Annotated in this window: 22 protein-coding genes and 1 pseudogene; 15 read left to right on the top strand and 8 right to left on the bottom strand. The window is 63.6% G+C overall.

The window, feature by feature from the left end; genetic code table 11:
• The first annotated feature begins 187 nt into the window (after positions 1-187).
• Both speE and KQH55_RS01115 read left to right on the top strand, forming a co-directional pair.
• Positions 188-1,123 (top strand): polyamine aminopropyltransferase, encoded by a 936-nt coding sequence (gene speE, locus KQH55_RS01120; protein WP_235090024.1) that lies wholly within the window; start codon positions 188-190, stop codon positions 1,121-1,123.
• Between the two features lie 129 nt (positions 1,124-1,252).
• Positions 1,253-2,008: a 16S rRNA (uracil(1498)-N(3))-methyltransferase gene (locus KQH55_RS01115; RefSeq protein ID WP_076785466.1), complete on the top strand. Its 756-nt coding sequence runs from the start codon at positions 1,253-1,255 to the stop codon at positions 2,006-2,008.
• A gap of 48 nt (positions 2,009-2,056) precedes the next feature.
• Here KQH55_RS01115 and KQH55_RS01110 read toward each other — a convergent pair whose 3' ends face one another.
• The 3 genes and pseudogenes from KQH55_RS01110 to KQH55_RS01100 form a co-directional block, all read right to left on the bottom strand.
• Positions 2,057-2,605 (bottom strand): barstar family protein, encoded by a 549-nt coding sequence (locus KQH55_RS01110; protein WP_076787432.1) that lies wholly within the window; start codon positions 2,603-2,605, stop codon positions 2,057-2,059.
• 8 nt (positions 2,606-2,613) lie between these two features.
• A pseudogene (locus KQH55_RS01105) lies at positions 2,614-3,025 on the bottom strand (ribonuclease domain-containing protein).
• Positions 3,026-3,527: 502 nt separating this feature from the next.
• Complete coding sequence (locus KQH55_RS01100; RefSeq protein ID WP_076785467.1) at positions 3,528-5,840, bottom strand: NADP-dependent malic enzyme; 2,313 nt, start codon at positions 5,838-5,840, stop codon at positions 3,528-3,530.
• A 173-nt stretch (positions 5,841-6,013) separates the two neighbouring features.
• Here KQH55_RS01100 and thiL point away from each other — a divergent pair, with 173 nt between their 5' ends.
• From thiL to KQH55_RS01085, 3 genes are all read left to right on the top strand, one after another.
• Positions 6,014-7,039, top strand: coding sequence for a thiamine-phosphate kinase (gene thiL, locus KQH55_RS01095; RefSeq protein ID WP_235090043.1), 1,026 nt, complete (start codon positions 6,014-6,016; stop codon positions 7,037-7,039).
• A complete protein-coding gene (locus tag KQH55_RS01090; protein ID WP_235090022.1) occupies positions 7,029-7,589 on the top strand; it encodes a phosphatidylglycerophosphatase A in 561 nt (186 codons plus the stop codon). The genes thiL and KQH55_RS01090 overlap by 11 nt, the downstream gene beginning before the upstream one ends.
• Positions 7,590-7,659: 70 nt before the next feature.
• On the top strand, positions 7,660-8,160 hold the full coding sequence (locus KQH55_RS01085) for a CinA family protein (RefSeq protein WP_235090021.1): 501 nt from the start codon (positions 7,660-7,662) through the stop codon (positions 8,158-8,160).
• 36 nt (positions 8,161-8,196) lie between these two features.
• Here the strand turns inward: KQH55_RS01085 and pyrF are convergent, their stop codons facing one another.
• From pyrF to mpl, 5 genes are all read right to left on the bottom strand, one after another.
• A complete protein-coding gene (pyrF, locus tag KQH55_RS01080; protein ID WP_235090020.1) occupies positions 8,197-9,009 on the bottom strand; it encodes an orotidine-5'-phosphate decarboxylase in 813 nt (270 codons plus the stop codon).
• A 151-nt stretch (positions 9,010-9,160) separates the two neighbouring features.
• Complete coding sequence (aroE, locus tag KQH55_RS01075; RefSeq protein WP_076796935.1) at positions 9,161-10,039, bottom strand: shikimate dehydrogenase; 879 nt, start codon at positions 10,037-10,039, stop codon at positions 9,161-9,163.
• Positions 10,036-12,144 carry a ribonuclease catalytic domain-containing protein gene (locus tag KQH55_RS01070; protein WP_076785471.1) on the bottom strand — a complete coding sequence of 703 codons (2,109 nt, stop codon included), beginning with the start codon at positions 12,142-12,144 and terminating at the stop codon, positions 10,036-10,038. Before KQH55_RS01070 ends, aroE begins: the two co-directional genes overlap by 4 nt.
• 75 nt (positions 12,145-12,219) lie before the next feature.
• Positions 12,220-12,834 (bottom strand): YqiA/YcfP family alpha/beta fold hydrolase, encoded by a 615-nt coding sequence (locus KQH55_RS01065; protein ID WP_076796934.1) that lies wholly within the window; start codon positions 12,832-12,834, stop codon positions 12,220-12,222.
• Complete coding sequence (gene mpl / locus KQH55_RS01060) at positions 12,831-14,225, bottom strand: UDP-N-acetylmuramate:L-alanyl-gamma-D-glutamyl-meso-diaminopimelate ligase (protein ID WP_076785473.1); 1,395 nt, start codon at positions 14,223-14,225, stop codon at positions 12,831-12,833. Before mpl ends, KQH55_RS01065 begins: the two co-directional genes overlap by 4 nt.
• Positions 14,226-14,395: 170 nt before the next feature.
• Between mpl and KQH55_RS01055 the strand changes: the two genes are divergently transcribed.
• The 10 genes from KQH55_RS01055 (at position 14,396) to KQH55_RS01010 (ending at position 22,316) form a co-directional block, all read left to right on the top strand.
• A complete protein-coding gene (locus KQH55_RS01055) occupies positions 14,396-15,016 on the top strand; it encodes a UDP-N-acetylmuramate--alanine ligase (RefSeq protein WP_235090042.1) in 621 nt (206 codons plus the stop codon).
• A 91-nt stretch (positions 15,017-15,107) separates the two neighbouring features.
• On the top strand, positions 15,108-15,713 hold the full coding sequence (locus KQH55_RS01050) for a TlpA disulfide reductase family protein (protein WP_235090019.1): 606 nt from the start codon (positions 15,108-15,110) through the stop codon (positions 15,711-15,713).
• 273 nt (positions 15,714-15,986) lie between these two features.
• A complete protein-coding gene (gene aroQ / locus KQH55_RS01045; protein ID WP_076796931.1) occupies positions 15,987-16,436 on the top strand; it encodes a type II 3-dehydroquinate dehydratase in 450 nt (149 codons plus the stop codon).
• A gap of 76 nt (positions 16,437-16,512) precedes the next feature.
• Complete coding sequence (gene accB / locus KQH55_RS01040) at positions 16,513-16,983, top strand: acetyl-CoA carboxylase biotin carboxyl carrier protein (RefSeq protein WP_235090018.1); 471 nt, start codon at positions 16,513-16,515, stop codon at positions 16,981-16,983.
• Between the two features lie 15 nt (positions 16,984-16,998).
• The gene (accC, locus tag KQH55_RS01035; protein WP_076785477.1) at positions 16,999-18,366 is read left to right on the top strand and encodes an acetyl-CoA carboxylase biotin carboxylase subunit; all 1,368 of its coding nucleotides are present in this window, start codon (positions 16,999-17,001) and stop codon (positions 18,364-18,366) included.
• A gap of 5 nt (positions 18,367-18,371) precedes the next feature.
• Positions 18,372-19,271: a 50S ribosomal protein L11 methyltransferase gene (gene prmA / locus KQH55_RS01030; protein WP_235090017.1), complete on the top strand. Its 900-nt coding sequence runs from the start codon at positions 18,372-18,374 to the stop codon at positions 19,269-19,271.
• 66 nt (positions 19,272-19,337) lie between these two features.
• Complete coding sequence (locus KQH55_RS01025; protein WP_235090016.1) at positions 19,338-20,135, top strand: zinc-ribbon and DUF3426 domain-containing protein; 798 nt, start codon at positions 19,338-19,340, stop codon at positions 20,133-20,135.
• Positions 20,136-20,220: 85 nt separating this feature from the next.
• Positions 20,221-20,721, top strand: a complete 501-nt coding sequence (tpx, locus tag KQH55_RS01020; protein ID WP_076785480.1) for a thiol peroxidase — start codon at positions 20,221-20,223, stop codon at positions 20,719-20,721.
• A 162-nt stretch (positions 20,722-20,883) separates the two neighbouring features.
• A complete protein-coding gene (locus KQH55_RS01015) occupies positions 20,884-21,822 on the top strand; it encodes a carbohydrate kinase family protein (protein WP_076785481.1) in 939 nt (312 codons plus the stop codon).
• A gap of 17 nt (positions 21,823-21,839) precedes the next feature.
• A complete protein-coding gene (locus tag KQH55_RS01010; protein ID WP_235090015.1) occupies positions 21,840-22,316 on the top strand; it encodes a glycine zipper 2TM domain-containing protein in 477 nt (158 codons plus the stop codon).
• Positions 22,317-22,399: the final 83 nt, after the last annotated feature.

The following is a 22,399-nucleotide window of genomic DNA, read 5'->3' as shown; positions in this document are numbered from 1 at the left end:
CTGCCGCTGCTTGGCGATGTTGCGCCGTGCCACGGGCGGTCGCACAGGGATCGCAAACTGCCTGGCCACACCGCCACAGCGATGCCATGCCACCGTTGAGGAACTTTGCCGATTGGAACCGGAACCGCCATCATCGCGCACGCCGCCCGCCGTGCAACCCGCCGACCCCATTCACAACGCCGACCCCATGCACAACGCCGACCCCATGCACAACGCCGCCCCCACGCACGACATCGACCGCCCGGACAACGCCGACCGCCCGGACGCGCACGGCAACTCACTGACGTTGCGCCCGTGCGCGCATTATGCGTACACGTTCACCGGCGCGCGGCGGCTACAAACGATCGATTCGGCGTACCAGCATATCGAGGTCTGGGAGACGCCGCTGCTCGGCAAGCTATTCGTGCTCGACAACCGCCCGATGACGTCCGAGCGCGACGAATACCTCTATCACGAAAGCATGGTGCACCCTGGCGCGCTGGCGCGGGAGCGGCCTGCGCGGCGCGTGCTGGTTCTCGGCGGCGGCGATGGCGGCGCGGCGCGGCAGTGGCTCAAGTACAAGGCACTGGAGCACATCGTCATCGCGGAGCTTGATCCTGCGGTCGTGGCGATGGCGCGACGCCACCTACAGCACGTGCACCGTGGCGCGCTCGACGATCCGCGCGTGCAGATTGTCACGGGTGACGCGTTGCACTTCGTGCAGCACACGCAGGAGCGCTTCGACGCAGTCGTGTTCGACTTGACGCCGCCCGATTCGCCGGCTTCGACGCTGTACACGCCCAGTTTTTACGCATTGCTGCGCACACGCATGGTGGACGATGCGGTGCTGTCGATCCATCTCGGCTCGCCGCTGTTCCAGCCCGACCAGGTCGCGGCACTACTCGGCACGCTGCGCGCCGCATTTGGCCATGTCGCGCTCATGCAGACGTATGTGCCACTATACGGCTCGCTGTGGCAAATGGCCGTGGTCAGCGACACGTTCGATGCCGGACAACTGCCCGCGCAACGGGCGGCCGAGCGCGCGGCGCAATGGGGATTGTCCGGCCTCGAACACTACGACCCGTCCCGCCACGATGCTTTTTTCATCGAACGGATACCGGATCGCGGTACGGCGCTGAAGTGATGCCGCGCCGCAACGCACCGCCGGACGGCGGCTCGCTTGCGCCACTGTGGTTCTTACGCCACTGTGGTTATGACACAATCCGGCCGATGCGCACGCTCGCGTCACACGCCACACCCTGCCCTCTCGACAATGACCACGCTATCGTCACCTCGCTTTTTTGTCCCCATGCCGCTGCACAGCGGCCACAGCACGCTGCTGCCGGACGATGTCGTGCGTCATATGCACGTGCTGCGGCTGCAGGCCGGTGACAAGGCGATCCTGTTCAACGGCGAAGGCGGCCAGTTCGAGGCCGAATTGCTACAGTTGGATAAGCGTTCAGCGACGGTGCAAGTCGGCCGCTTCGACGCGCGGGAGGTCGAGCCGCCTTATCGCGTCGTGTTAGCGCAAGGCATCGCCGGGGGTGACAAAATGGACTGGCTGCTGGAGAAAGCCGTCGAACTGGGCGTGGCTGGCGTAATACCACTGATGACCGGGCGCAGCGTCGTACGGCTGACCGGCGAGCGCGCCGCTCGACGCCACGCGCACTGGCAGGCGCTGGTGCGAGCCGCATGCGAGCAATGCGGGCGTAATCGGCTGCCCGACGTTGCGCCGCTCACCGACGTCATGACATGGCTCGAGTCCTGCGCGGCCCCGCCTCGCGACAATGCACTGCGTCTGTTACTGTCACCGCGCGCCGAGCGGCCGTTCGCGACACTGCCCAGCACCGCGCCTGCTGCGCCGGTCATCGTGATGATCGGGCCGGAAGGCGGGTTGTCGGCCACCGAGGAGGCAGCCGTGATATCTCACGGCTTCATGCCGCTTGGCCTAGGCCCACGTGTGCTGCGCACCGAGACGGCCGGCATCGCGGTGCTCGCCGCGCTGGCGGCGCGCTGGGGCGGGTGGTGAGAAGCCGGCATGGGCTGCCCACGTCACACGCGGGCGAGCCGAACTACGTCAAGCAAACGAATAGAACACGCGGAAGTTCACCTTCCGCTCGGCCCAGAATTCGGCCGCCTCGCGGAACACATCTAGCAGTGTCTCCCGCGCCTCCTTGTCGAACTTTTGCGTCGCGGGCAACCCCTCGAGCACGATCACGAAGCCAGGTTGCGCTCCCGCCTTGTGCACAGCGTCGGTCAAGCAGTCGTACAGCGCATCGTAGTTCTTACCAAAGTGCTTCGGGAAAAGAAATGACGTCGAGATCGTCTCGAGCACTTCCGCCTTCGTCTGCGCGGCTGCGCAATATGCATACAGGAAATGGTGGCCCAGCCGGGCCGCCTCGTCGGCCAACTCCGGCACGCGGAACGCACGGATCGATTGCACGATGTTCGAGCGCACCGTCTTGAAAAGGCTCATGTTTCCCTCATTGAACAGCAACGCGTCGATACGGCGCTGCTCGCGTTCGGCGTCCTGCTGGCGCAGCACGCGCTGAAATAACCTGCTGTCGTTCAGCGCGAAGATATCGCTCGCGACCCCGGTGCCTTGCGAATAAGTGTTGTCGCTCATAACCGTCGTCATCCCACAATTCGTTTGAAAAACGCGTAATGGTCGCCGATGTCATAGCATTCACCGGTATAACGCGGCACTCCCCTGCAGACGATTCTGCGTACTCCGCGATAGCGCGCGCGGCGTCTTCACCGTGTACTCATGCTAATAGTCACGGGACCGCACCGACAGGTGTCGCTCGAAATTACCGAACACCTCGCCATCCTTCGGATAAGGGAACGGGCCACCGGCCTAGATCGATTTGAACGTGAACTGCGCTTCACCGGGTAGACCGGTAATTAACACCTCGCCGAGCGCGGCGCCAAGGGGCGCGTCCAACGGCAGCGAGTATCGCGCCCACGCGGTGGAAACCAACCCAGGCACGCTGGTGGCGGACACGTTCACCGCAAGCACGCCGTAACGGAGCCACTTGCCGATCAGGTATCTCGTTTCGCGAAGAGGACGCGTATACGACCATTAAAAACATAAGGTTATCCCGAATCGCCTTAATAATCAATGGTGTTAGACGATTACAAGGTTAATTTTCATGACCGGCACACAGGGTTGGAGTCTAAACTTGCCAAAGTGTCTAAGAAGCAATCCAGGTTTGGATGGTCGCTGCGGTCATCGAAAATTCGCTTGCGTCCGGAACATCTCCTTCATACCATCCGAATACGGGAGCGCAAACGTTTGCGCCAACGCGTAACGGCGCGCTCCGGCCCTCGATGTCGCGGCCGGCAGGTCGAGTTGGAACGGTGGAGAGTTTTGGTGCTGCGCGCAAATGTCGCGCAGCATTGTCGAGCAGTCCGGCGGTTGCCCCCAGCCGCCGCTTGTGTGCCTCACTCGTGAGGCACGCTTTTTTGTGCATCCAGATTCGAGGCGTGCGCCTCATGCGGCACACACCGTGCCGTGGTGGCAGAGCTGTTGCCTGCCACCCGGGGGCTCATCGCCCGCCCGACTCCTTGGTACCCGCGGCCACATCGGCCACCAGCAGCGCAGTCATGTTCACGATGCGTCGCACGGTCGCGGACTCGGTCAGCACATGCACGGGCTTTGCCGCGCCCAGCAGAATCGGCCCGATCGCGATGTTGTTGCCCGCCGCGGTCTTGAGCAGGTTGTATGAAATATTGGCTGCATCGACGTTGGGCAGGACCAACAGGTTTGCGTCACCCTCGAGCGTCGCCTCCGGCAGCACGAACTTGCGCAGGTTCGCGTCGAGCGCGACATCGCCATGCATTTCACCGTCGATCTGCAGTTGCGGGGCGCGCTGCTGCAGCAACGCGAGCGTGTCGCGCATCTTCTTGGCGCTGGGCGCGTTACTCGAACCGAAATTGGAGTGGGACAGCAGGGCAATCTTCGGTTCGATGCCGAAACGACGCACCTCGTCCGCGGCCATCAGCGTGATCTCGACCAGTTCCTCCGGCGTCGGGTCGACGTTCACATGCGTGTCGACCAGGAAGATCTGCCGGTTCGGCAACACCAGGCAGTTCATCGCCGCGTAGACCGAGCAGCCGGCGCGCTTGCCGATGACCTGGTCAATGAAGTGCAAGTGCCGGTGCGTGGTCGAAATCGTACCGCAGATCATCCCGTCGGCTTCGCCCTTGAGCACCAGCATTGAGCCGATCAGCGTGGTGCGCCGCCGCATTTCGACTTTCGCCAGCTGCTGCGTGATGCCTTTGCGCGCCATCATCTTGAAGTACGTCTGCCAGAAATCGCGGTAGCGCTCGTCGTAGTCGGTATTGACGATCGTAAAATCCTGTCCCGCCACAAGGCGCAGCCCGTAGCGCGCGATGCGCTGCTCGATCACCGCCGGTCGTCCGATCAGGATGGGCTTGGCCAGCCGCTCGTCGACCACAATCTGTACCGCGCGCAGAATGCGCTCCTCCTCGCCCTCGGCGAACACGATGCGCTTCTTGTCCGCGTCAATGCTGCGCGCGATTTGGAAGACCGGCTTCATCGTCGTGCCGCTGTGATACACGAATTGCTGCAGATGCTGCCTGTAAGCGTCCATATCCTCGATCGGCCGCGTTGCGACGCCACAATCCATTGCAGCCTGCGCAACCGCCGGCGCGACTTTCACGATCAACCGCGGATCGAACGGTTTCGGAATCAGGTACTCGGGACCGAACGTCAAATCTTGGATCCCGTACGCCGTCGCCACGATGTCACTTTGTTCCTGGCGCGCCAGCTCGGCGATTGCGTTGACCGCGGCGATTTCCATCTCCTTGGTGATCGTCGTCGCGCCGGCATCGAGCGCGCCGCGAAAAATGAACGGGAAACACAGGACGTTATTGACCTGGTTCGGATAATCGGTGCGGCCAGTCGCCAGGATTGCGTCGGGACGCACCTCGAGCGCGACCTCCGGCAGGATTTCGGGCGTCGGGTTGGCCAGCGCCAGGATCAGCGGCCGGGCCGCCATCTGTTTGACCATGTCCGGCTTGAGCACGCCGCCGGCGGACAAACCGAGGAACACGTCCGCGCCACCGATCACATCGGACAGCGTGCGCGCGTCGGTGACCTGCGCGAACAGCGCCTTGTCCGGATCCATCAGCTCCGTGCGGCCCTCGTAGACGACGCCGGCCAGGTCTGTGACAAATACGTTCTTGCGCTTCAGCCCCATGTCGAGCAGCAGGTTCAGGCATGCCAGTGCCGCGGCACCCGCGCCGCTGGCTACCACCTTCACCTCGCCGAGCGACTTGCCGACGACCTTCAGCCCGTTGGTCACCGCCGCGGCCACCACGATCGCCGTGCCATGCTGGTCGTCGTGGAATACTGGGATCTTCATCCGCTTGCGGCACTCACGCTCGACCGTGAAGCAATCCGGCGCCTTAATGTCCTCCAGGTTAATCCCCCCGAAGGTCGGCTCCAGCGCGGCGATCACCTCGATCAGCTTTTGCGGGTCCTTTTCATTTAGTTCGATGTCGAACACGTCGATGCCGGCAAACTTCTTAAACAGCACGGCCTTGCCTTCCATGACCGGCTTGGCCGCAAGCGGGCCGATATCGCCCAAGCCCAGCACGGCCGTGCCGTTCGACACCACGCCCACCAAATTGCTGCGTGCGGTGAAGCGCGCTGCGTTGAGCGGATTAGCCACGATTTCCTCGCACGCCGCCGCCACGCCTGGCGAATAGGCCAGCGCGAGATCGCGCTGATTGATCATTTGTTTGGTGGGCGCGATAGCGATCTTCCCGGGGGTCGGGAATTCGTGATAATCAAGCGCAGCTTCGCGCAGCTTGCTATTGGTCGGTGTGGACATAATGGCTTGGCAGTGCGGATTAAAATGCATGTTTGAGCCGCATTGTAACGTCACTGGCGGACCCTGGACGGGTGCTGTCCGATTGCCCGATTGCCGCCGCAGTGACGGCACCGTGCAGCCGCGTCGTGCACGACGCGGCGTGCATCCCTGCCATGCAAGCTTCGTCCCGCATCATGCCGACATTCTTATCTGAATTCAGCCTTATTGATCGCTATTTCGCCCGGCACGAGCAACCACGCCGCGACGCCGTGCTGGGGATCGGCGACGATTGCGCGTTACTTGCCGGGCGGCCCGGGCACGAATTGGCGGTGTCCACCGACATGCTGATCGAAGGGCGCCACTTCTTCGCCGACGTCCCGCCGGCGACGCTGGGGCACAAGGCTCTGGCGGTCAACTTGTCGGACCTCGCCGCCATGGGCGCCGAACCGCGCGCGTTCACGCTGGCGCTGGCGCTGCCGGATGCTGGCGCGGCGCGCCAGGACTGGCTCGAGGCATTTGCGCACGGACTGTTCGCGCTAGCCGGTCGCCACGGCTGCGAGTTGGTCGGTGGCGACACCACCGCAGGGCCGCTGAACATCTGCATCACCGTGTTCGGCGACGTGCCCAGCGGCCAGGCACTGCGCCGCGACACCGCCCAGCCCGGCGACGACATTTGGGTGTCTGGCACGCTGGGCGACGCGCGACTGGCGCTGGGCGCGCTGCGCGGCGAATGGCCGCTCGCCGCGCACGCGCTGCCCGCGTTACGTCATGCGCTGCAGATGCCCGAACCCCGGATCTCGCTCGGCATCGCGCTAAGGGGCATCGCGCACGCCGCGCTCGACCTGTCCGATGGGTTGGCCGGAGACTTGGCACACATTCTAAAGTGTTCTAATGTGGCCGCGCGCGTGGACGTCGACGCGCTGCCGCGCTCGGCCGCCCTGCGTGCGCAGCCCCTGTCGATCCAACGCCGTTGCACGATTGAGGGCGGCGACGACTACGAGCTGTGCTTCACCGCGCCGCCCAGCCAGCGCGACACGCTGCTCGCGCTCGCCGCACGCATCGGCGTGCCGCTTACACGGATAGGTACAATAGACGCCCTTGCCGATCCGCCCGCGGGTAACACCACCGCCATCGACTCGCACGCGGTGCATTGGTACGATGCGTCCGGCACTCCGATCGGCACAACTTGGCGCAGTTTTGACCATTTCCATGCACAATGACTCTTCCCACTCCGATGCGCACCCGCCGCACGTCACGCCGGTGACCCCACCCGGCCCCGACGCCGCGCCGCGCTCGCGCGCCACCGTGCGATTCATGTTGTCCCATCCGCTGCACGTGTTGTCGTTCGGCTTTGGCAGCGGCCTGTCGCCGGTGATGCCCGGTACGGTCGGGACCCTGTTCGGTTGGGTGTCGTTCATCGCATTAAATCCGTACCTGAGCATCGTGCAATGGTGGATGCTGATTGTTGTCGGCTTTGTCGCCGGATGCGGCTTCACCGGCTTCACAGCACGACGCATGGGCGTGAAGGATCCGGGCGCGGTGGTTTGGGACGAGATCATTGCGATCTGGCTGGTGCTGCTATTTGTCACGCCGGCGAACTTTGCCGGCCAACTCGGCGCGTTCCTGACATTCCGCTTTTTCGACATGGTCAAGCCGCCGCCGATCCGCTATTTCGACAAGCGGTTGTCAGGCGGCTTCGGCATCATGTTCGACGATATCGTCGCGGCATTCTTCACTTTGCTCGTCATCGCGCTGGTACGCTCGCTTTGACGCGTCACGACAGCATGCATGCGATGATGACCGTGGTTTTCCCTTGCTAGCTAACAACAAATTTAATCCGATGGCAACTGACACGGTAGTCCACCAACTTGCGATTCGCGTTAGCAACCGCCTGCGCGACGAGCGCCTGATGCTCGTCACCGCGGAATCGTGCACCGGCGGCATGGTCGCGACGGCGATCACCGACATCCCGGGCAGCAGCGGCTGGTTCGAGCGGGGCTTCGTGACCTATTCGAACCTAGCCAAAACCGAGATGATTGGCGTGCCGGCCGACATGATCGAGCGCCACGGTGCGGTCAGCGAGCCTGTGGCGCGTGCGATGGCCGAAGGCGCATTGCGCAACAGCCGCGCGCAACTCGCGCTGTCGATTACCGGCGTGGCCGGCCCGGACGGCGGCAGCGAGGCCAAGCCGGTGGGCACCGTCGTGTTTGCGTGGACAAACCGATTGCATACGGTTAGCGAGATCCAGCTATTGCGCGGGGATCGCGGCCAGATTCGCAAGCAGGCGGCGGCGCACGCGTTGCGTGGGCTACTCAAGCTATTGGACGAAAAGGAACACTGAGCGAGCCGCCGCCGGCAAGCGCGTCCCGTCAGCCCGTTAGCGATGAGCGTTGATCGCGTCGCGCGTGGCGCGCGCAGCATCGGCCGCAGCCGATGCGAAGTCCTCGCCGCTGCGCGCGTACAGAATCGCGCGCGACGAGTTGATCATCATGCCGGTGCCGTCGGTCGTGCGACCGGCATTGACCGTCGCCTCAATGTCGCCGCCTTGCGCGCCGATCCCCGGGATCAGCAGCGGCATCGTACCGACGAGCTGGCGCACCGCATCAATTTCCTTCGGAAACGTCGCGCCCACCACCAGCCCGAGCTGTCCGCTGGTATTCCATTGCTCAGCGGCAAGCGCTGCCACGTGCTGGTACAGAGGCCGCCCTCCAATGTCGAGGAATTGCAAGTCCGAGCCGCCCTGATTCGACGTGCGGCACAGCACGATCACGCCCTTGTCCCGATACGCGAGATACGGCTCGATCGAGTCGAACCCCAGATAGGGGTTGACCGTCACCGCATCTGCGCGATATCGCTCGAACGCTTCACGCGCGTACTGCTCCGCGGTGCTGCCGATGTCGCCGCGTTTGGCATCCAGCACTACCGGCAGCCCTGGATGCCGCGCGTGGATGTGCGCGATCAACGCCTCGAGTTGCTCTTCCGCGCGGTGTGCGGCGAAATAGGCGATCTGCGGCTTAAATGCGCTCGCATAGGGCGCGGTGGCGTCGACGATCTCGCGGCAGAACGTGAAGATGGCATCGGCGCGCCCAGCCAGATGCGACGGAAAGCGCGATGGCTCGGGGTCGAGCCCGACGCACAGCAACGATTGCGTGCGTTGCCAGGCACGCTCCAGGGTAGCAATGAAGGACATGGTCAAATCTGCAAGAAGCACCGCGAACGACGCGGCGAACGGACCCGTATTCTACTTGCTTATACGGACGGCCCGGCGCGCTCACGCCAAGCCTCCATCGACAATGAACTGCTGCGCGGCGAACAGAATGCACGAGGCCATCCGCGCGCGCCTACAGCGACGCGCGCAGCGCCGCGAGCACCGGAGCCGGGTCGGGACGCACGCCACGCCAAACAAAGAACGATTCCGCGGCCTGCCGCACGAGCATTCCGAGGCCATCGACAGTGCGCGCGCCCAGGCGTGCGGCGTGCTGCATGAACACCGTGGGCCCGGCTGCATACATCATGTCGTACGCAAGTGTACGTGGGCCGACGCACGCCGCTGCGAATACCGGTACGGCCCCATCGAGGCTGCCGGCGGTCGCGTTAATCACGATATCGTAGACGCCGTGCTCCACGCCCGGCGCGCCGCCTTCCAATGTGCAGCCCACCGCCCGGGCAGACGCTGCAAAGCGCTCGATCAGCTCGGCCGTGCGCACCGCAGTCCGGTTAACGATCGTCAGCGCGCGGGGCCGGCGCTCCAGTAAAGGCAGGATCACGCCGCGCGCCGCGCCGCCCGCGCCGAGCAACAGCACACGCGCGCCGCTGAGCGCGACACACGGCTGCGCTTCGACGTCGGTGACCAGTCCGACGCCATCGGTGTTGTCGCCCAAGATCTCGATGCGACCACCGTCCACGCGGTCAAAGCGCAACGTATTAACCGCCCCGGCCGCCTCTGCCCGCGCGGAACGTCGTGTCGCCAACGCATAGGCCTGCAGCTTGAACGGCACCGTGACGTTCAACCCGCGCCCGCCGGCCGACATGAAAGCGTCCACGGCCTGCGCGAAGCTGTCCACCGGTGCAAGAATCCGGTCGTATTCGACCGGCTCGCCCGTCTGCTGGGCAAAGTTCGCATGGATAACCGGCGACTTGCTATGCGCGACTGGGTTGCCGATCACCGCGTAGCGGTCCGGACCCTGGTCACCCGGCGCAGGCGCTGGCGGCGCGTTCATTGCGCCACCTCACCATCATTGCGCGTGTGTGTCACGTCGCCGCGAACGGCCGCGCCCGCGTCCGGCTGTGCATTGTCCGGTTGCGCCAGCGTATCGGCCGCGTCGCCTAACGCCTGGACGTCATCACCCACCGCGGCTTCCATGTCCGTTCCGCTGTCCGTGTCCAGCGCCGTATCCGCGTCCTCATTCGTCTCGTCGCCGCCCGTCACGCGCGCCACGTCCAGCACCTCTATGAGCCGGCACGACGCCTCCACGCGCAGCTCGTCAATCGCCATCACCTCGAGCAGCACACGCGTGCCGCGCGCCTGCACGCCCAACCCCGGCACGTGCAACAGCAGCGGGACTTCCTCGAGTCGCACGACGTCGTCCTTGACGATCGTGGCCACCACCCGATCGCGCTGTTCTTGCTTCAGCCAACGCAGACACCAGAAATGTTCCATGCGCCGCTGATGGTCAGCATACGCGGTATAGGTTTCGTCAAAGTGCTGCACAATGGCGTATAGGTCTGCGTCCTTCGGCTTGAACGGCGCGGCCAGCTTCGCGGTGACACCATGTCGGACACACGCCAGCAGCTGCCACTGATTCACCAAGTCAACATACCGGCGCAGCGGCGAGGTACTCCACGCATACTGCGTCACGCCAAGCCCTTCGTGCGGCGCCGGCGTGGTCTGCATCCGCGTGCGATTTGGGCCGAACGCGCGCTGCGCACGATAAATGCCCGGCACGCCATGCTCATGCAAAAACGCGCCCCAGCGGCTGTTAGCTAGGATCGCCAGTTCCGCGACGATCAGGTCCAACGGCGAACCGCGACGGCGCGGCGTGATGCTGACATGCTCGCCGTCAACGTAGAAATTGTAGTCAACGTTGCGCGGCACCTCGCGCCTGAGACCGTAGCCAATGCGCGCCTGCTGACGTCGCTCGTACAGTGTCTTGGCAAAGGGCCACAGCACCGCAATTTCGTCTTTGTGCGGGTAGTCACCGGTGCCGGCCTCGAGCGTCTGCTCGGTGATGATCTCGTCCAACACGTTGTGCCGCAGGTTGCTGAGCACATGCACGCGCTCGGCCACCGTCTCGGTCATCACGATGTCCTGTGTGGCGGTGTCGATGATCAGGTACAGCGACAACGCCGGCCGCAATCCGCCTTCCTTCAAGGTGAACGTGTCAACGAAATCGTCCGGCAACATCGTGATCTTGTCGCCCGGCATGTAGACGGTCGACAGGCGCGCGCGCGCGATCGCGTCCACGGCGTCGCCGCGCTCGATGCCCAGCGCGGGCGCCGCGATGTGAATACCAATCCTGGCGCGCCCGTCCGACAGGCGCTGAACCGAGAAGGCGTCATCGATCTCGGTGGTGGTCACATCGTCGACAGAAAACGCCTGCACGCCGATCGCCTCACCCAGGTCCTCCGGCAACGGACCCGCGTTCAACGCGGGGAAACCGGTACCGTGCGGAAAGTACTCGGACAGGAACCGCGCTTCGTGCAACGCGCGTGCCGACGGGATGCCGCCGACATCCAGCATCAGTTGCGCGGCCGACTTGCCCAATGCGAGCGCGGCCGCTTCCAGCGCCTTGTATTCAATCGAATTCTTGTCCGCCCGCGTGAGCAAGCCGAGCACCTTGCCATCGAACGCGGCAGGCAGCCTACCGGCCTTAAGTTCGTCCTCGTACTGCTGCTGCACGATCGCCTGTTGGCGCCGCCGCTCCAGCGCTGCGAGCGCCATTTTCAATTGCTCTTCGGGCGCGCGCTGGTACTGTCCCCGTCCCTTGCGTCGGAAGTAGACCGGCGAGCCGTGCATGCAAAGTACCAGCGCGCTCTTTTGTACGGGATCCGGCGTACCACCGAAATAGTCATTGGCCAGGTCGGTGAAGCGAAACTCGTCCGGCGGAGAGATTTCCCACAGGAAATCCAGGTCGATTTCCTTCGCCGCCGCATCGGCCTGCTGAATCAGCTCGGCGGCGCTCGGGCTGTCGAACTCGATTAGCACGTCCTTGCTGCGAACCTTGGCGCGACGCCCACCCGGCAACTCGACCTGGAACGCGTCACCTTGCCGATTCAATACCGTGCCAGCCTTAAAACTGCCGGATTCCTCAAAAAAAACGTTCACTCGGTACTCTCGAAACGTGAAGGCCGCACGCGGCGGCCGAGGGCAGCGCCGCGTGCGCCGCCCGGGGGTCCAGTCCTACGCCGCGGCGGGTCCGCGGCCGGTGTCGATGCCGCAAAACGCGAGCACGTCATCCAAGTACGTCGCAAAATCGCTGATCGCATGGTCGCCGCCATTGATCAGCGTGGTGCGCACACCGGCGTAGTGCGCAAGCATCTCCCGGTAGTCGAGGACTTCGTCGCCGGTCGCGGCAATCAGATGATACCGCTCGGGCCGCGTGATCGCGGCGACCTGCAGCGCACCCAACTCGTCGAGATGATGCGGCTCGACAACGATCGAGCCGCCGCCGTGCCACAACGGCTGCTCACCGAGATACGCGGACAAGTCGCGCTGCGGCACCACCGCCGGGTTGAGCAGCATCGCCGGCCAGCCATGTTTTTCGGCCAGATAGGTGGCAAAAAAACCGCCCAGCGAGCTGCCAATCAGCGTGACCGGCGCGTCGCGATCCGCCGCACACGCCTGTTGAGTCTGTTGGACAAGTCGCTCAGCCAGCGTGATCGTCTCGCGCGGCGACACCGGCAATTGCGGGCACAGCCAGTCGCCGGCTCGACCGAGCCGCGCCAGCCGCTCGGCCAGCAAGCGTGCTTTGAACGAGCGGGGCGAAGAGCGAAATCCGTGCAGATAGAGAATCATGCCGCCCCTCGGTTCGCCAGCGCGTCAAGCAGCTTCTGGTGCACGCCGCCGAAACCGCCGTTGCTCATCACGAGCACATGATCACCGGCACGCGCAACCGAGGCAACGGCCCGCACCAGTGCGTCGAGGTCATCGAAGGCGTGCGCCTTGTCTCCCAGCGGCGCAAGCGCCGCCCCGAGATCCCAGCCCAGCGCGTCCTTGCCCGAGGGCGCACCATAACCGAACACCAGATCGGCGCCTGCCAGACTTGCCGAAAGCTGCAACTTCATCGTGCCGAGTTTCATTGTGTTCGAGCGCGGCTCGAGCACCGCAAGAATCCGGGCGTGCGGCACATCGCCGATGCGGGTACGCAAGCCGGCAATGGTCGTGCCAATCGCGCTCGGATGGTGCGCGAAGTCATCGTAGACGGTAACACCATCGACGCTGCCGCGCACTTCCATGCGGCGCTTCACGTTGCGAAAACCGCCAAGCGACGTCGCCGCCTGTGCAGCCGGCACACCGACGCTGTGCGCGGCCGCGATCGCAGCCAACGCATTCATCCGGTTGTGCTCGCCTTGCAGCGGCCAGTCGACCACGCCCACCCGTTGCGCACGCCAATACACCGCGAAACGCTCGTCTGCCGGACCCACCTCATCGGCCGGCAGCGCCTGCCACCCACCCTCGACGCCGAAGCGCTCGACCTCGCTCCAGCAACCGTGGGCCAGCACGCGCTGCAATGCGTCATCGGCGCCGTTCACGACGATCCGCCCGGTCCTTGGAATGGTGCGCATTAGGTGGTGAAACTGCGTCTCGATCGCCGCCAGGTTGTCGAAGATATCGGCATGATCGAATTCGAGATTGTTCAATATGGCCGTGCGGGGCCGGTAGTGGACAAACTTGGACCGCTTGTCGAAGAATGCGGTGTCGTACTCGTCTGCCTCGATCACGAAAAAGCTCGAATCGCTTAAACGGGCGGAGATGCCAAAGTTCAACGGCACGCCGCCGATCAAGAAACCGGGATTCATCCCCGCGTCCTCAAGCAACCACGCGAGCATCGACGCTGTACTGGTCTTACCGTGCGTACCGGCGACGGCCAGCACCCATTTGCCGGCCAGCACGTGCTCCCCCAACCACTGCGGGCCCGACACGTAGGGCAAGCCGCGATCCAAAATCGCCTCCATCAGCGGATTGCCGCGCATCACCACATTGCCGACGATGAACAGGTCCGGCTGCAACGCCAGTTGTTCTTCGCCATAGCCCTGGATCAACTCGATGCCCTGGCTTTGCAACTGGGTGCTCATCGGCGGGTACACACCGCTGTCGCAGCCCGTGACCTTGTGACCTGCGGCACGCGCCAGTACGGCCAGGCCGCCCATGAACGTGCCGCAAATCCCGAGAATATGAATGTGCATAGCGTTGAGTCCGTCCACCGAGCCGGCGCGGCCCGCGCCACATCGTCGAACTGCGTCCGGAACTGGCGTGGAGTAAAGTGCGATATTGTAACCGAGGGGCCACACGCGACGCGGCCCCCCCGCGGCCGCAATGCGCGGCGCGGGTGCGAACTGCGGGTATCATGACTGCTATGGCTTCGAAACTGCACCTGGAGCGGGACCGCGTGCGCGATGAAATCGCGATGGTAGCCGCGCGCCTGATCGCCGAAGATGGGCTCGACTATGCCAGCGCCAAGCGCAAGGCAGCCCGGCAGATCATCGGCCAGACGCGTGTTGCTGGCGAATGGTTGCCGGATAATGACCAGATCGAGGAAGAAATACAGGAATATCTGGCGTTGTTCCATGGCGATACGCAACCTGGCATCCTGCGGCGGCTGCGTGAAACCGCGCTGAACTGGATGGCGCAGCTCGCACAGTTCGCCCCCTACTTGACCGGCGCAGTGCTCAACGGCACGGCCAGTGTCCATTCGGACATCCATCTGCAAGTGTTTTGCGACAATCCGAAAGAGGTGGCGATCCACCTGCTGAACGCCGGCGTACAGTACGACGTATCCGAGACGCGTCATTTCGCTGGCCGGAGAGCGGTCGAGACATTGAGCTTCATCGCCCGCGACGGCGACGGCAACGCGGTCGGCATCCATGTCGCGCTGTACGACACGGATGATTTGCGTGGCGCAGTCCGCGCCGACGCGCGCGGACGGCAGACGCGTGCGAACGCGGCGTCGGTCCGGGCGCTGCTCGATGCAGGTTAAATGGCAGCGACAGATGCGCACGCCCGTACTGCACCGCAGCCCGGAACCGATACAGGCTGCAGCACTTCGCCCTTGTTTTAATGGAAATGCGATGAATGCGACGTTATATTCTAGCTTCCTGCTTGCTTCTCCTGCGTCAGCGCCGACACGCCGCACCCGTGCCGCGCGGCTCGCAGCGGCCTGCTTACTGTGCGCGCCGCTGCCTGCCTGCGCAGCGCAGCCAGCGGGCGCCGCGCAGTCGGCATACGCCGTCGCGCCGCCCTACACGGCACACGACGATGCGGTACGCGCGCTGTTTGCTAGTTCGCTGCCCGATCCGGCAGGCCAGCCTCAGCCTTTGGCCCAGTATCGCGGCAAAGTCACCGTGGTGAACTTCTGGGCGTCGTGGTGTGCGCCATGCGTGAAAGAAATACCGGCGCTGTCCAGGTTACAACGCCGCTACGCGGACAAAGGGGTACGTTTCGTCGGCATTGGCGTCGATTCGGCACGGAATGTATCGCAATTCCTATCCAAGGTGACGATCGGCTATCCGGTCTATGTAGCCGGCTTTGGCGGCGCAAACTTGGCTCGTCAGTTCGGCAACCAGGCCGGCGGATTGCCGTTCACTGTGGTCATCGACAAATCGGGGCATGTTCGCTACTTGAAGCTGGGTGAAATCGACGCGGCGCGGCTGAGCATGGAACTGGACGCGCTATGACATAGGCGGAACAGTCGGTGTCATGCGGCACGCCAGCGCGGCACTCGCGTACCAGTCACCGACAGCGCGTGTCGATCACAAATTACATGGTAATTTATTGATAAATTGTAGACGTTTGCCGCTGTTGCCCGCTTTTTGTCGCTCGATCGACTACAGTTACAGTTGCCATGCTTTGACGAACCCCCGTTCTTTTAACGGTAAACGCGCCGAAAACTGGACACTTTTTTTGAATCAGCGGTAAAGTGCGCGCAACTTCGCAGAAAACGAACTCCCATGAGTCTTCGCATCCTGGTCGTCAACGGCCCCAACCTGAATCTGCTCGGCACGCGCGAGCCGCAGACGTACGGCAGTACGACGCTCGCCCAGATCGAGCAAGCGCTGGCGGAAAAAGCCGCCGCCGCGGGGGCGGCGCTCAGTTGCTTCCAGAGCAATCACGAGGGCGAAATCATCGAGCGCCTGCACCAGGCGCGCGACGAGCAGATCGGCTTTGTGCTGATCAACCCCGCCGCCTTCACGCACACCAGCGTTGCGATTCGCGACGCAATCGCGGCAACCGGGATCCCGTTTGTCGAGATCCATTTGTCGAATGTGCATCGACGCGAGGCTTTCCGCCATGCGTCGTATTTCTCCGACTTGGCGGAGGGCGTGATCTGCGGGCTCGGCTGGCGAGGCTACCTTTACGCGCTGGACTTTGCGCTGGAGCGCCTGGGCCGGACGCATTGACGTCTTTTTTCTGGCAACACCACACTTTCGCTATCCCGGGCCTGGCCCGGACGCCACATCAATTTGGGGACCTCCGATGGATCTACGCAAACTTAAAACCCTGATCGACCTGGTATCCGAATCCGGCATTTCGGAGCTCGAAGTCACCGAAGGTGAAGGCAAGGTGCGGATCGTCAAGAACGCGGCGCCCGTCTATTTGCCGTCCCAGGCACAATATGCCCCGGCGCCGCAGGTCACCGGTGCGTCTGGCGCGCCGGCTGCCCCGTCGGCTGAGTCCAACGCACCCGCGACTCCCGCCGCCGCCACGCCGCAAGGCCATGTGGTCACCTCGCCGATGGTCGGCACGTTCTACCGCGCGCCATCGCCGGGGGCCGATCCGTTCGTGCAAGTCGGCGATTCGGTCAAGGAGGGTCAGACGATCTGCATTATCGAAGCGATGAAGCTACTCAACGAGATCGAAGCCGACAAGACGGGCATAGTCAAGGAAATCCTCGTTGAAAACGGCCAGGCCGTCGAATATGGCCAACCACTGTTCGTCATCGGCTAACGGGTCGCATCGCCTATGTTTGAGAAAATACTCATTGCCAACCGCGGCGAGATCGCACTGCGCATCCAGCGCGCGTGCCGCGAGCTTGGCGTCAAGACGGTTGTCATCTATTCGGAAGCCGACAAGGAAGCGAAGTACGTGCGCCTTGCCGACGAAGCAGTCTGCATCGGACCGGCGCCATCGAACCTGAGCTACCTGAACATGCCGGCGCTCATCAGCGCGGCGGAAGTCACCGACGCCGAAGCGATCCATCCGGGCTACGGCTTCCTGTCCGAGAACGCCGACTTTGCGGAGCGGGTCGAGCAGTCCGGCTTCACGTTCATCGGCCCGCGCCCGGAGACCATCCGGCTGATGGGCGACAAGGTTAGCGCCAAGCAGACGATGATCAAGACAGGCGTGCCGTGCGTGCCGGGCTCGGACGGCGCGTTGCCGGACGATCCGAAGGAGATCGTCAAGATCGCGCGCTCGATCGGCTATCCGGTGATCATCAAGGCGGCCGGCGGCGGCGGCGGGCGCGGTATGCGGGTCGTGCATACGGAAGCGGCACTCGTCAACGCGGTCAACATGACACGCGAAGAAGCCGGTCGCGCGTTCGGCAACCCGCAGGTCTACATGGAAAAGTTCCTGGAGAATCCGCGACACATCGAGATCCAGGTGCTGGCGGACTCGTTCAAGAGCGCGGTCTGGCTCGGCGAGCGCGACTGCTCGATGCAGCGGCGCCACCAAAAAGTGATCGAAGAGGCGCCGGCGCCTCACATCGCGCGCCGGTTGCTCGACCGGATCGGCGACCGCTGCGCCGAAGCGTGCAAGAAAATGGGCTACCTGGGTGCCGGCACGTTCGAGTTCCTGTACGAGAACGGCGAATTCTACTTCATCGAAATGAACACCCGGGTCCAAGTTGAGCACCCGGTGACCGAGCTGATCACGGGCGTGGATATCGTCCAGGAGCAGATCCGCATCGCAGCAGGCGAGAAACTGTCGGTGCGGCAACGCGACATCGCATTTCGCGGTCACGCAATCGAATGCCGGATCAACGCGGAAGATCCATTCAAGTTCACGCCATCGCCGGGGCGGATCACATCATGGCATGCGCCTGGCGGCCCGGGCATCCGCGTCGACTCACACGCGTACAATGGCTACTTCGTGCCGCCCAACTACGATTCGATGATCGGCAAGCTGATCGCATACGGTGCGACCCGCGAACAGGCGATCAACCGGATGCGTATTGCGTTGTCCGAGATGGTGGTCGAGGGTATCCAGACGAATATCCCGTTGCACCGGGAATTGATGCTGGACGCCAAGTTCGTCGAGGGCGGCACCAGCATCCATTACCTCGAAGATAAGTTGGCTGCCAAGCAGCAGGCCGCCCCTAAGGAAGCGTAACGGGCATGAGCTATCGCGAAGTCGTCGTCGAAGTTGATCGCGAGCGCGCCGAGCCGTTATCAGACGCGTTGCTCGAGCTTGGCGCGTTGTCGGTCTGCGTCGAGGACGCCGACGCAGACACGCCGCACGAACAAGCGCTGTTCGGTGAACCCGGCCTCGTGCCGGAGCGCGCCGCGTGGACGCACTCGCGGGTGATTGCCATGCTTGCCGCGGAACAGGACCCCACCGTGTTGCTGGCGGCCGCCGCGAATGAGGTCGGCCTATCCACACCGCTGGCCTTCACTGCGCGCGACGTCCAGGAGCAGGACTGGGTGCGACTGACGCAATCCCAATTCGAGCCAATCCATATCGGCCAGCGGATCTGGGTCGTGCCATCATGGCATGAGGCACCGCAGCACGAAGCCGTGGTACTGGAACTCGACCCGGGGCTCGCCTTTGGCACCGGCAGCCATCCGACCACACGCCTGTGCATGGAATGGATCGAGCAGCACGTGCGTGCCGGCGATTCGCTGCTCGACTATGGATGTGGCTCTGGCATCCTGGCGATACTCGCGCGCAAGTGCGGTGCCACGCCGGTCGTCGGCATCGACATCGACCCGCAGGCGATCGACTCGGCCCAGCACAACAGCGAGCGCAATCACGTCGACGTCACGTATGGGCTGCCCCACGAGTGCCCCGCAAACGAGTTCGATGTGGTCGTCGCCAACATCCTGTCCAATCCACTGAAGCTCATGGCTTCGATGCTAGCCTCTAGGGTAAAGCCGGGCGGAAGACTTGCGCTATCCGGGGTGCTGGCGCGCCAAGCAGACGAAGTCGCGGCGGCCTATGCGCGCCATATCGAGCTTGCCGTTTGGCGTGAACAGGACGGATGGGTATGCCTGGCCGGGCAGCGACGAGATAATTAATCAGAACACCGGTACCTCAACCGATTGACCGGCGCGCGGTGCGCCGGTTCAGGGTAACCCGTTAACATGACGCTCACCACCCGCTGTCCCCGCTGCGGTACCGTCTACCAGCTCGTCGCCGATCAATTGAAACTGCACCACGGCTTGGTGCGCTGTGGTCATTGTCAGGAGATCTTCGACGGTGCGGCCCGGCAAGTCGAACCCTTGTTGCTGACCAACGTCGCCGTGCAACCCGACGACGGGTCCGACGCGCGGGACACCGGGCCATCACCCGACCGGGCCGCATGCAAGCTGATCGATAACGGCCCCTTGGAGCCCGCTTTCCACCCGCACGGCGTCAGTACGCCGTTCTCCGTGACGCGGGAAATACCCGTGCCGAGCCATCGCGGTACGCTGCGTCGGGTGGGCTGGCTCGTCTCGCTCACGCTGACTGTGTTGCTCATCGCGCAGATTGCTTGGTGGCAACGGGAAAGAATCGTAACCGCGTGGCCGCGCACCGAAGCGGTCTACACGCTCGCGTGTACACAGTTGGGCTGTATCGTGCCACCGCCGCGCGACATTGATGGACTGGCGATCGAACAAACCTCGCTGCGGCAAACTGGCACCGCACACCAACTCGAGTTGCACTTCAGCTTGCACAACCGCGACGCGGTCGCGCTCGCCTATCCCGACCTGGAAGTGACGTTGTTGAGCAGCAACAGTGATATCGTCGTGAGGCGCGTGCTACGGCCCAGCGAGTACCTGCCGTCGGTCGCGTCCGAACACCGCGGCGTGCCCGCACGCACCGTGCAGCCCATCGCCGTGCGGCTCGATGTCGGCAGCGTCGATGCGGCAGACTACCGAGTGCAGATTTTCTACCCGTGACGCGCGGCATGCGCGCCACCCTATCGTTGACCCGGCGGTAAGCACTCGGCTCGAGCGCCCACCGCCACCATCGCAGGAGCAAACCATGAGCCAAGTCACTCTCGGGGGTAACCCGATCGAAGTCGCCGGTACGCTGCCGGCCGTCGGCCAGAAGGCGGCGCCATTTTCACTGGTCGGCAAAGGCCTCGCGGAGGTGAAACTCCATGACTTCGCTGGCAAGCGCAAGGTCCTGAACATTGTGCCGAGCCTGGATACGCCCACCTGCGCAACATCGACGCGCAAGTTCAACGAAGCGGCAAGCAAGCTGGAGAACACCGTCGTAATCGTGATTTCGGCTGACTTACCGTTTGCAGCGACGCGGTTCTGCACGACCGAAGGCATCGAGAACGTAATCACGGCGTCCACGTTCCGTAACCGAGCCTTCGCCAGCCAATACGGGGTGGACATCAAGACCGGCCCACTGGCCGGCTTGACCGCGCGCGCCGTTGTCGTGCTTGATGGGAACGACAACGTGCTGCACGTGGAACGGGTGTCGGAAATTAAAAACGAACCGAATTACGACGCGGCCCTTGCTGCATTGAAATAAACTCTCCCTGCCTGCCGCCACCCGGCGCAGGTGACCGGCTCGATACCGGCCGTGCGGCCACGAGTGTATTGTGCCCGGCGGCTGGTGCAAGCACGCACCTGCCTGTCGGCGATACGCGCGGAGGGCGATCCGGCACTTAACCTATCATAAGGAATCACCACTGTGGCCACACTGATCTGCGGCTCGCTCGCGTACGACAACATCATGACGTTCGAAGGGTACTTTCGCGAGCACATCCTGCCCGACCAAGTCCATATCCTGAACGTCAGCTTCCTCGTCCCGTCCATGCGCCGTGAATTTGGCGGCTGCGCGGGGAATATCGCATACGGCCTGAAGTTACTGGGTGGCGAGCCACTGATCATGGCGACGCTCGGCGAAATCGACGCTCAGCGCTATCTGGAGCGACTCGACTCGCTGGGCATACGCCGTGATTGCGTGCGCGTGCTGCCGGATACGCACACGGCACAGGCCATGATCACGACCGATCAGGAAAACAACCAGATCACCGCGTTTCATCCCGGCGCCATGCTAATGAGTCACCTGAACCGCATCAGCGACGCGCAGGATGTCACGCTCGGCATCGTCGCGCCGGACGGTGCACAAGGCATGTGCGAGCATGCGGAGCAATTCGCGCAAGCGAACATCCCGTTCATGTTTGATCCGGGCCAAGGGCTGCCGATCCTCGATGGCGCCCAGCTGCGCCGGATGATTGAACTTGCGACCTACGTGGCAGTCAATGACTACGAAGCGAAACTCTTGAGCGACAAGACCGGGTGGTCCGTATCGGACATCACGAGTCGCGTCGACGCGCTGATCATCACGCTCGGTGCGCAGGGTGCGACGATTCATCACCGCAACGGCGTCGAAGCCATTCCGGTCGTGCCGGCAGAGCGGGTCGTCGAGCCTACCGGTTGTGGCGACGCGTTCCGCAGTGGCCTGCTCTACGGCATCGAAAAGGGCCTGGACTGGGCCACCACCGGACGCCTCGCGAGCCTGATGGGCTCGATCAAGATCGAGCATCAAGGACCACAGACCTACGCATTGAATCGAATCGAAATCGGCGCCCGTTTTGAAGCCGCATTTGGCTATCGCTTGTTTTGAGCTATGGGAGAATAACGATGATGATCAACAGACACATTACGCTCGTCGTGATGCTGTCTGCCAGCCTCTCGCTGGCAGCGTGCTTTACGCCCGCTGGCTCGGCCGATGTCTACACCGTATCGCAAGCGCAACGCGAACAGACAGTGCGCATGGGAACCGTGGAAAGTGTGCGGGCAGTCCACATCGCTTCGGATAACGAAGGTGGCGCCGCACTTGGGACGCTCGGCGGGGGGGCGCTTGGCGCGGTGGCAGGCAGTTCGATCGGGGGCGGCCGCGGCTCGCTCCTGACCGGCATCGTCGGCGGCATTGCGGGCGCAGTGGCAGGCAATACCGTTGCTCAACGGGCCGGCACCTCCAACGGCCTGGAGATCACGGTGCGGCTCGATAACGGCGACCTGCGCTCGATCACGCAGGCAGCCACCGGCGAGCTATTCCGTGCCGGCGATCGCGTCCGGTTGCTGTCTGCGGGCGGCATCACGCGCGTGACGCATTGAAAAAACATCCCGCACTGGGCGCACGCCCGGTGCGGGATGTCATGTCGCTCGACGACTCGTGGGGCGCCGGCGTGTCGCAACGC

The organism is Mycetohabitans sp. B3 (genome assembly GCF_021498065.1).
Classification (GTDB): domain Bacteria; phylum Pseudomonadota; class Gammaproteobacteria; order Burkholderiales; family Burkholderiaceae; genus Mycetohabitans.
This window is presented reverse-complemented; position numbering and strand designations above follow the sequence as displayed.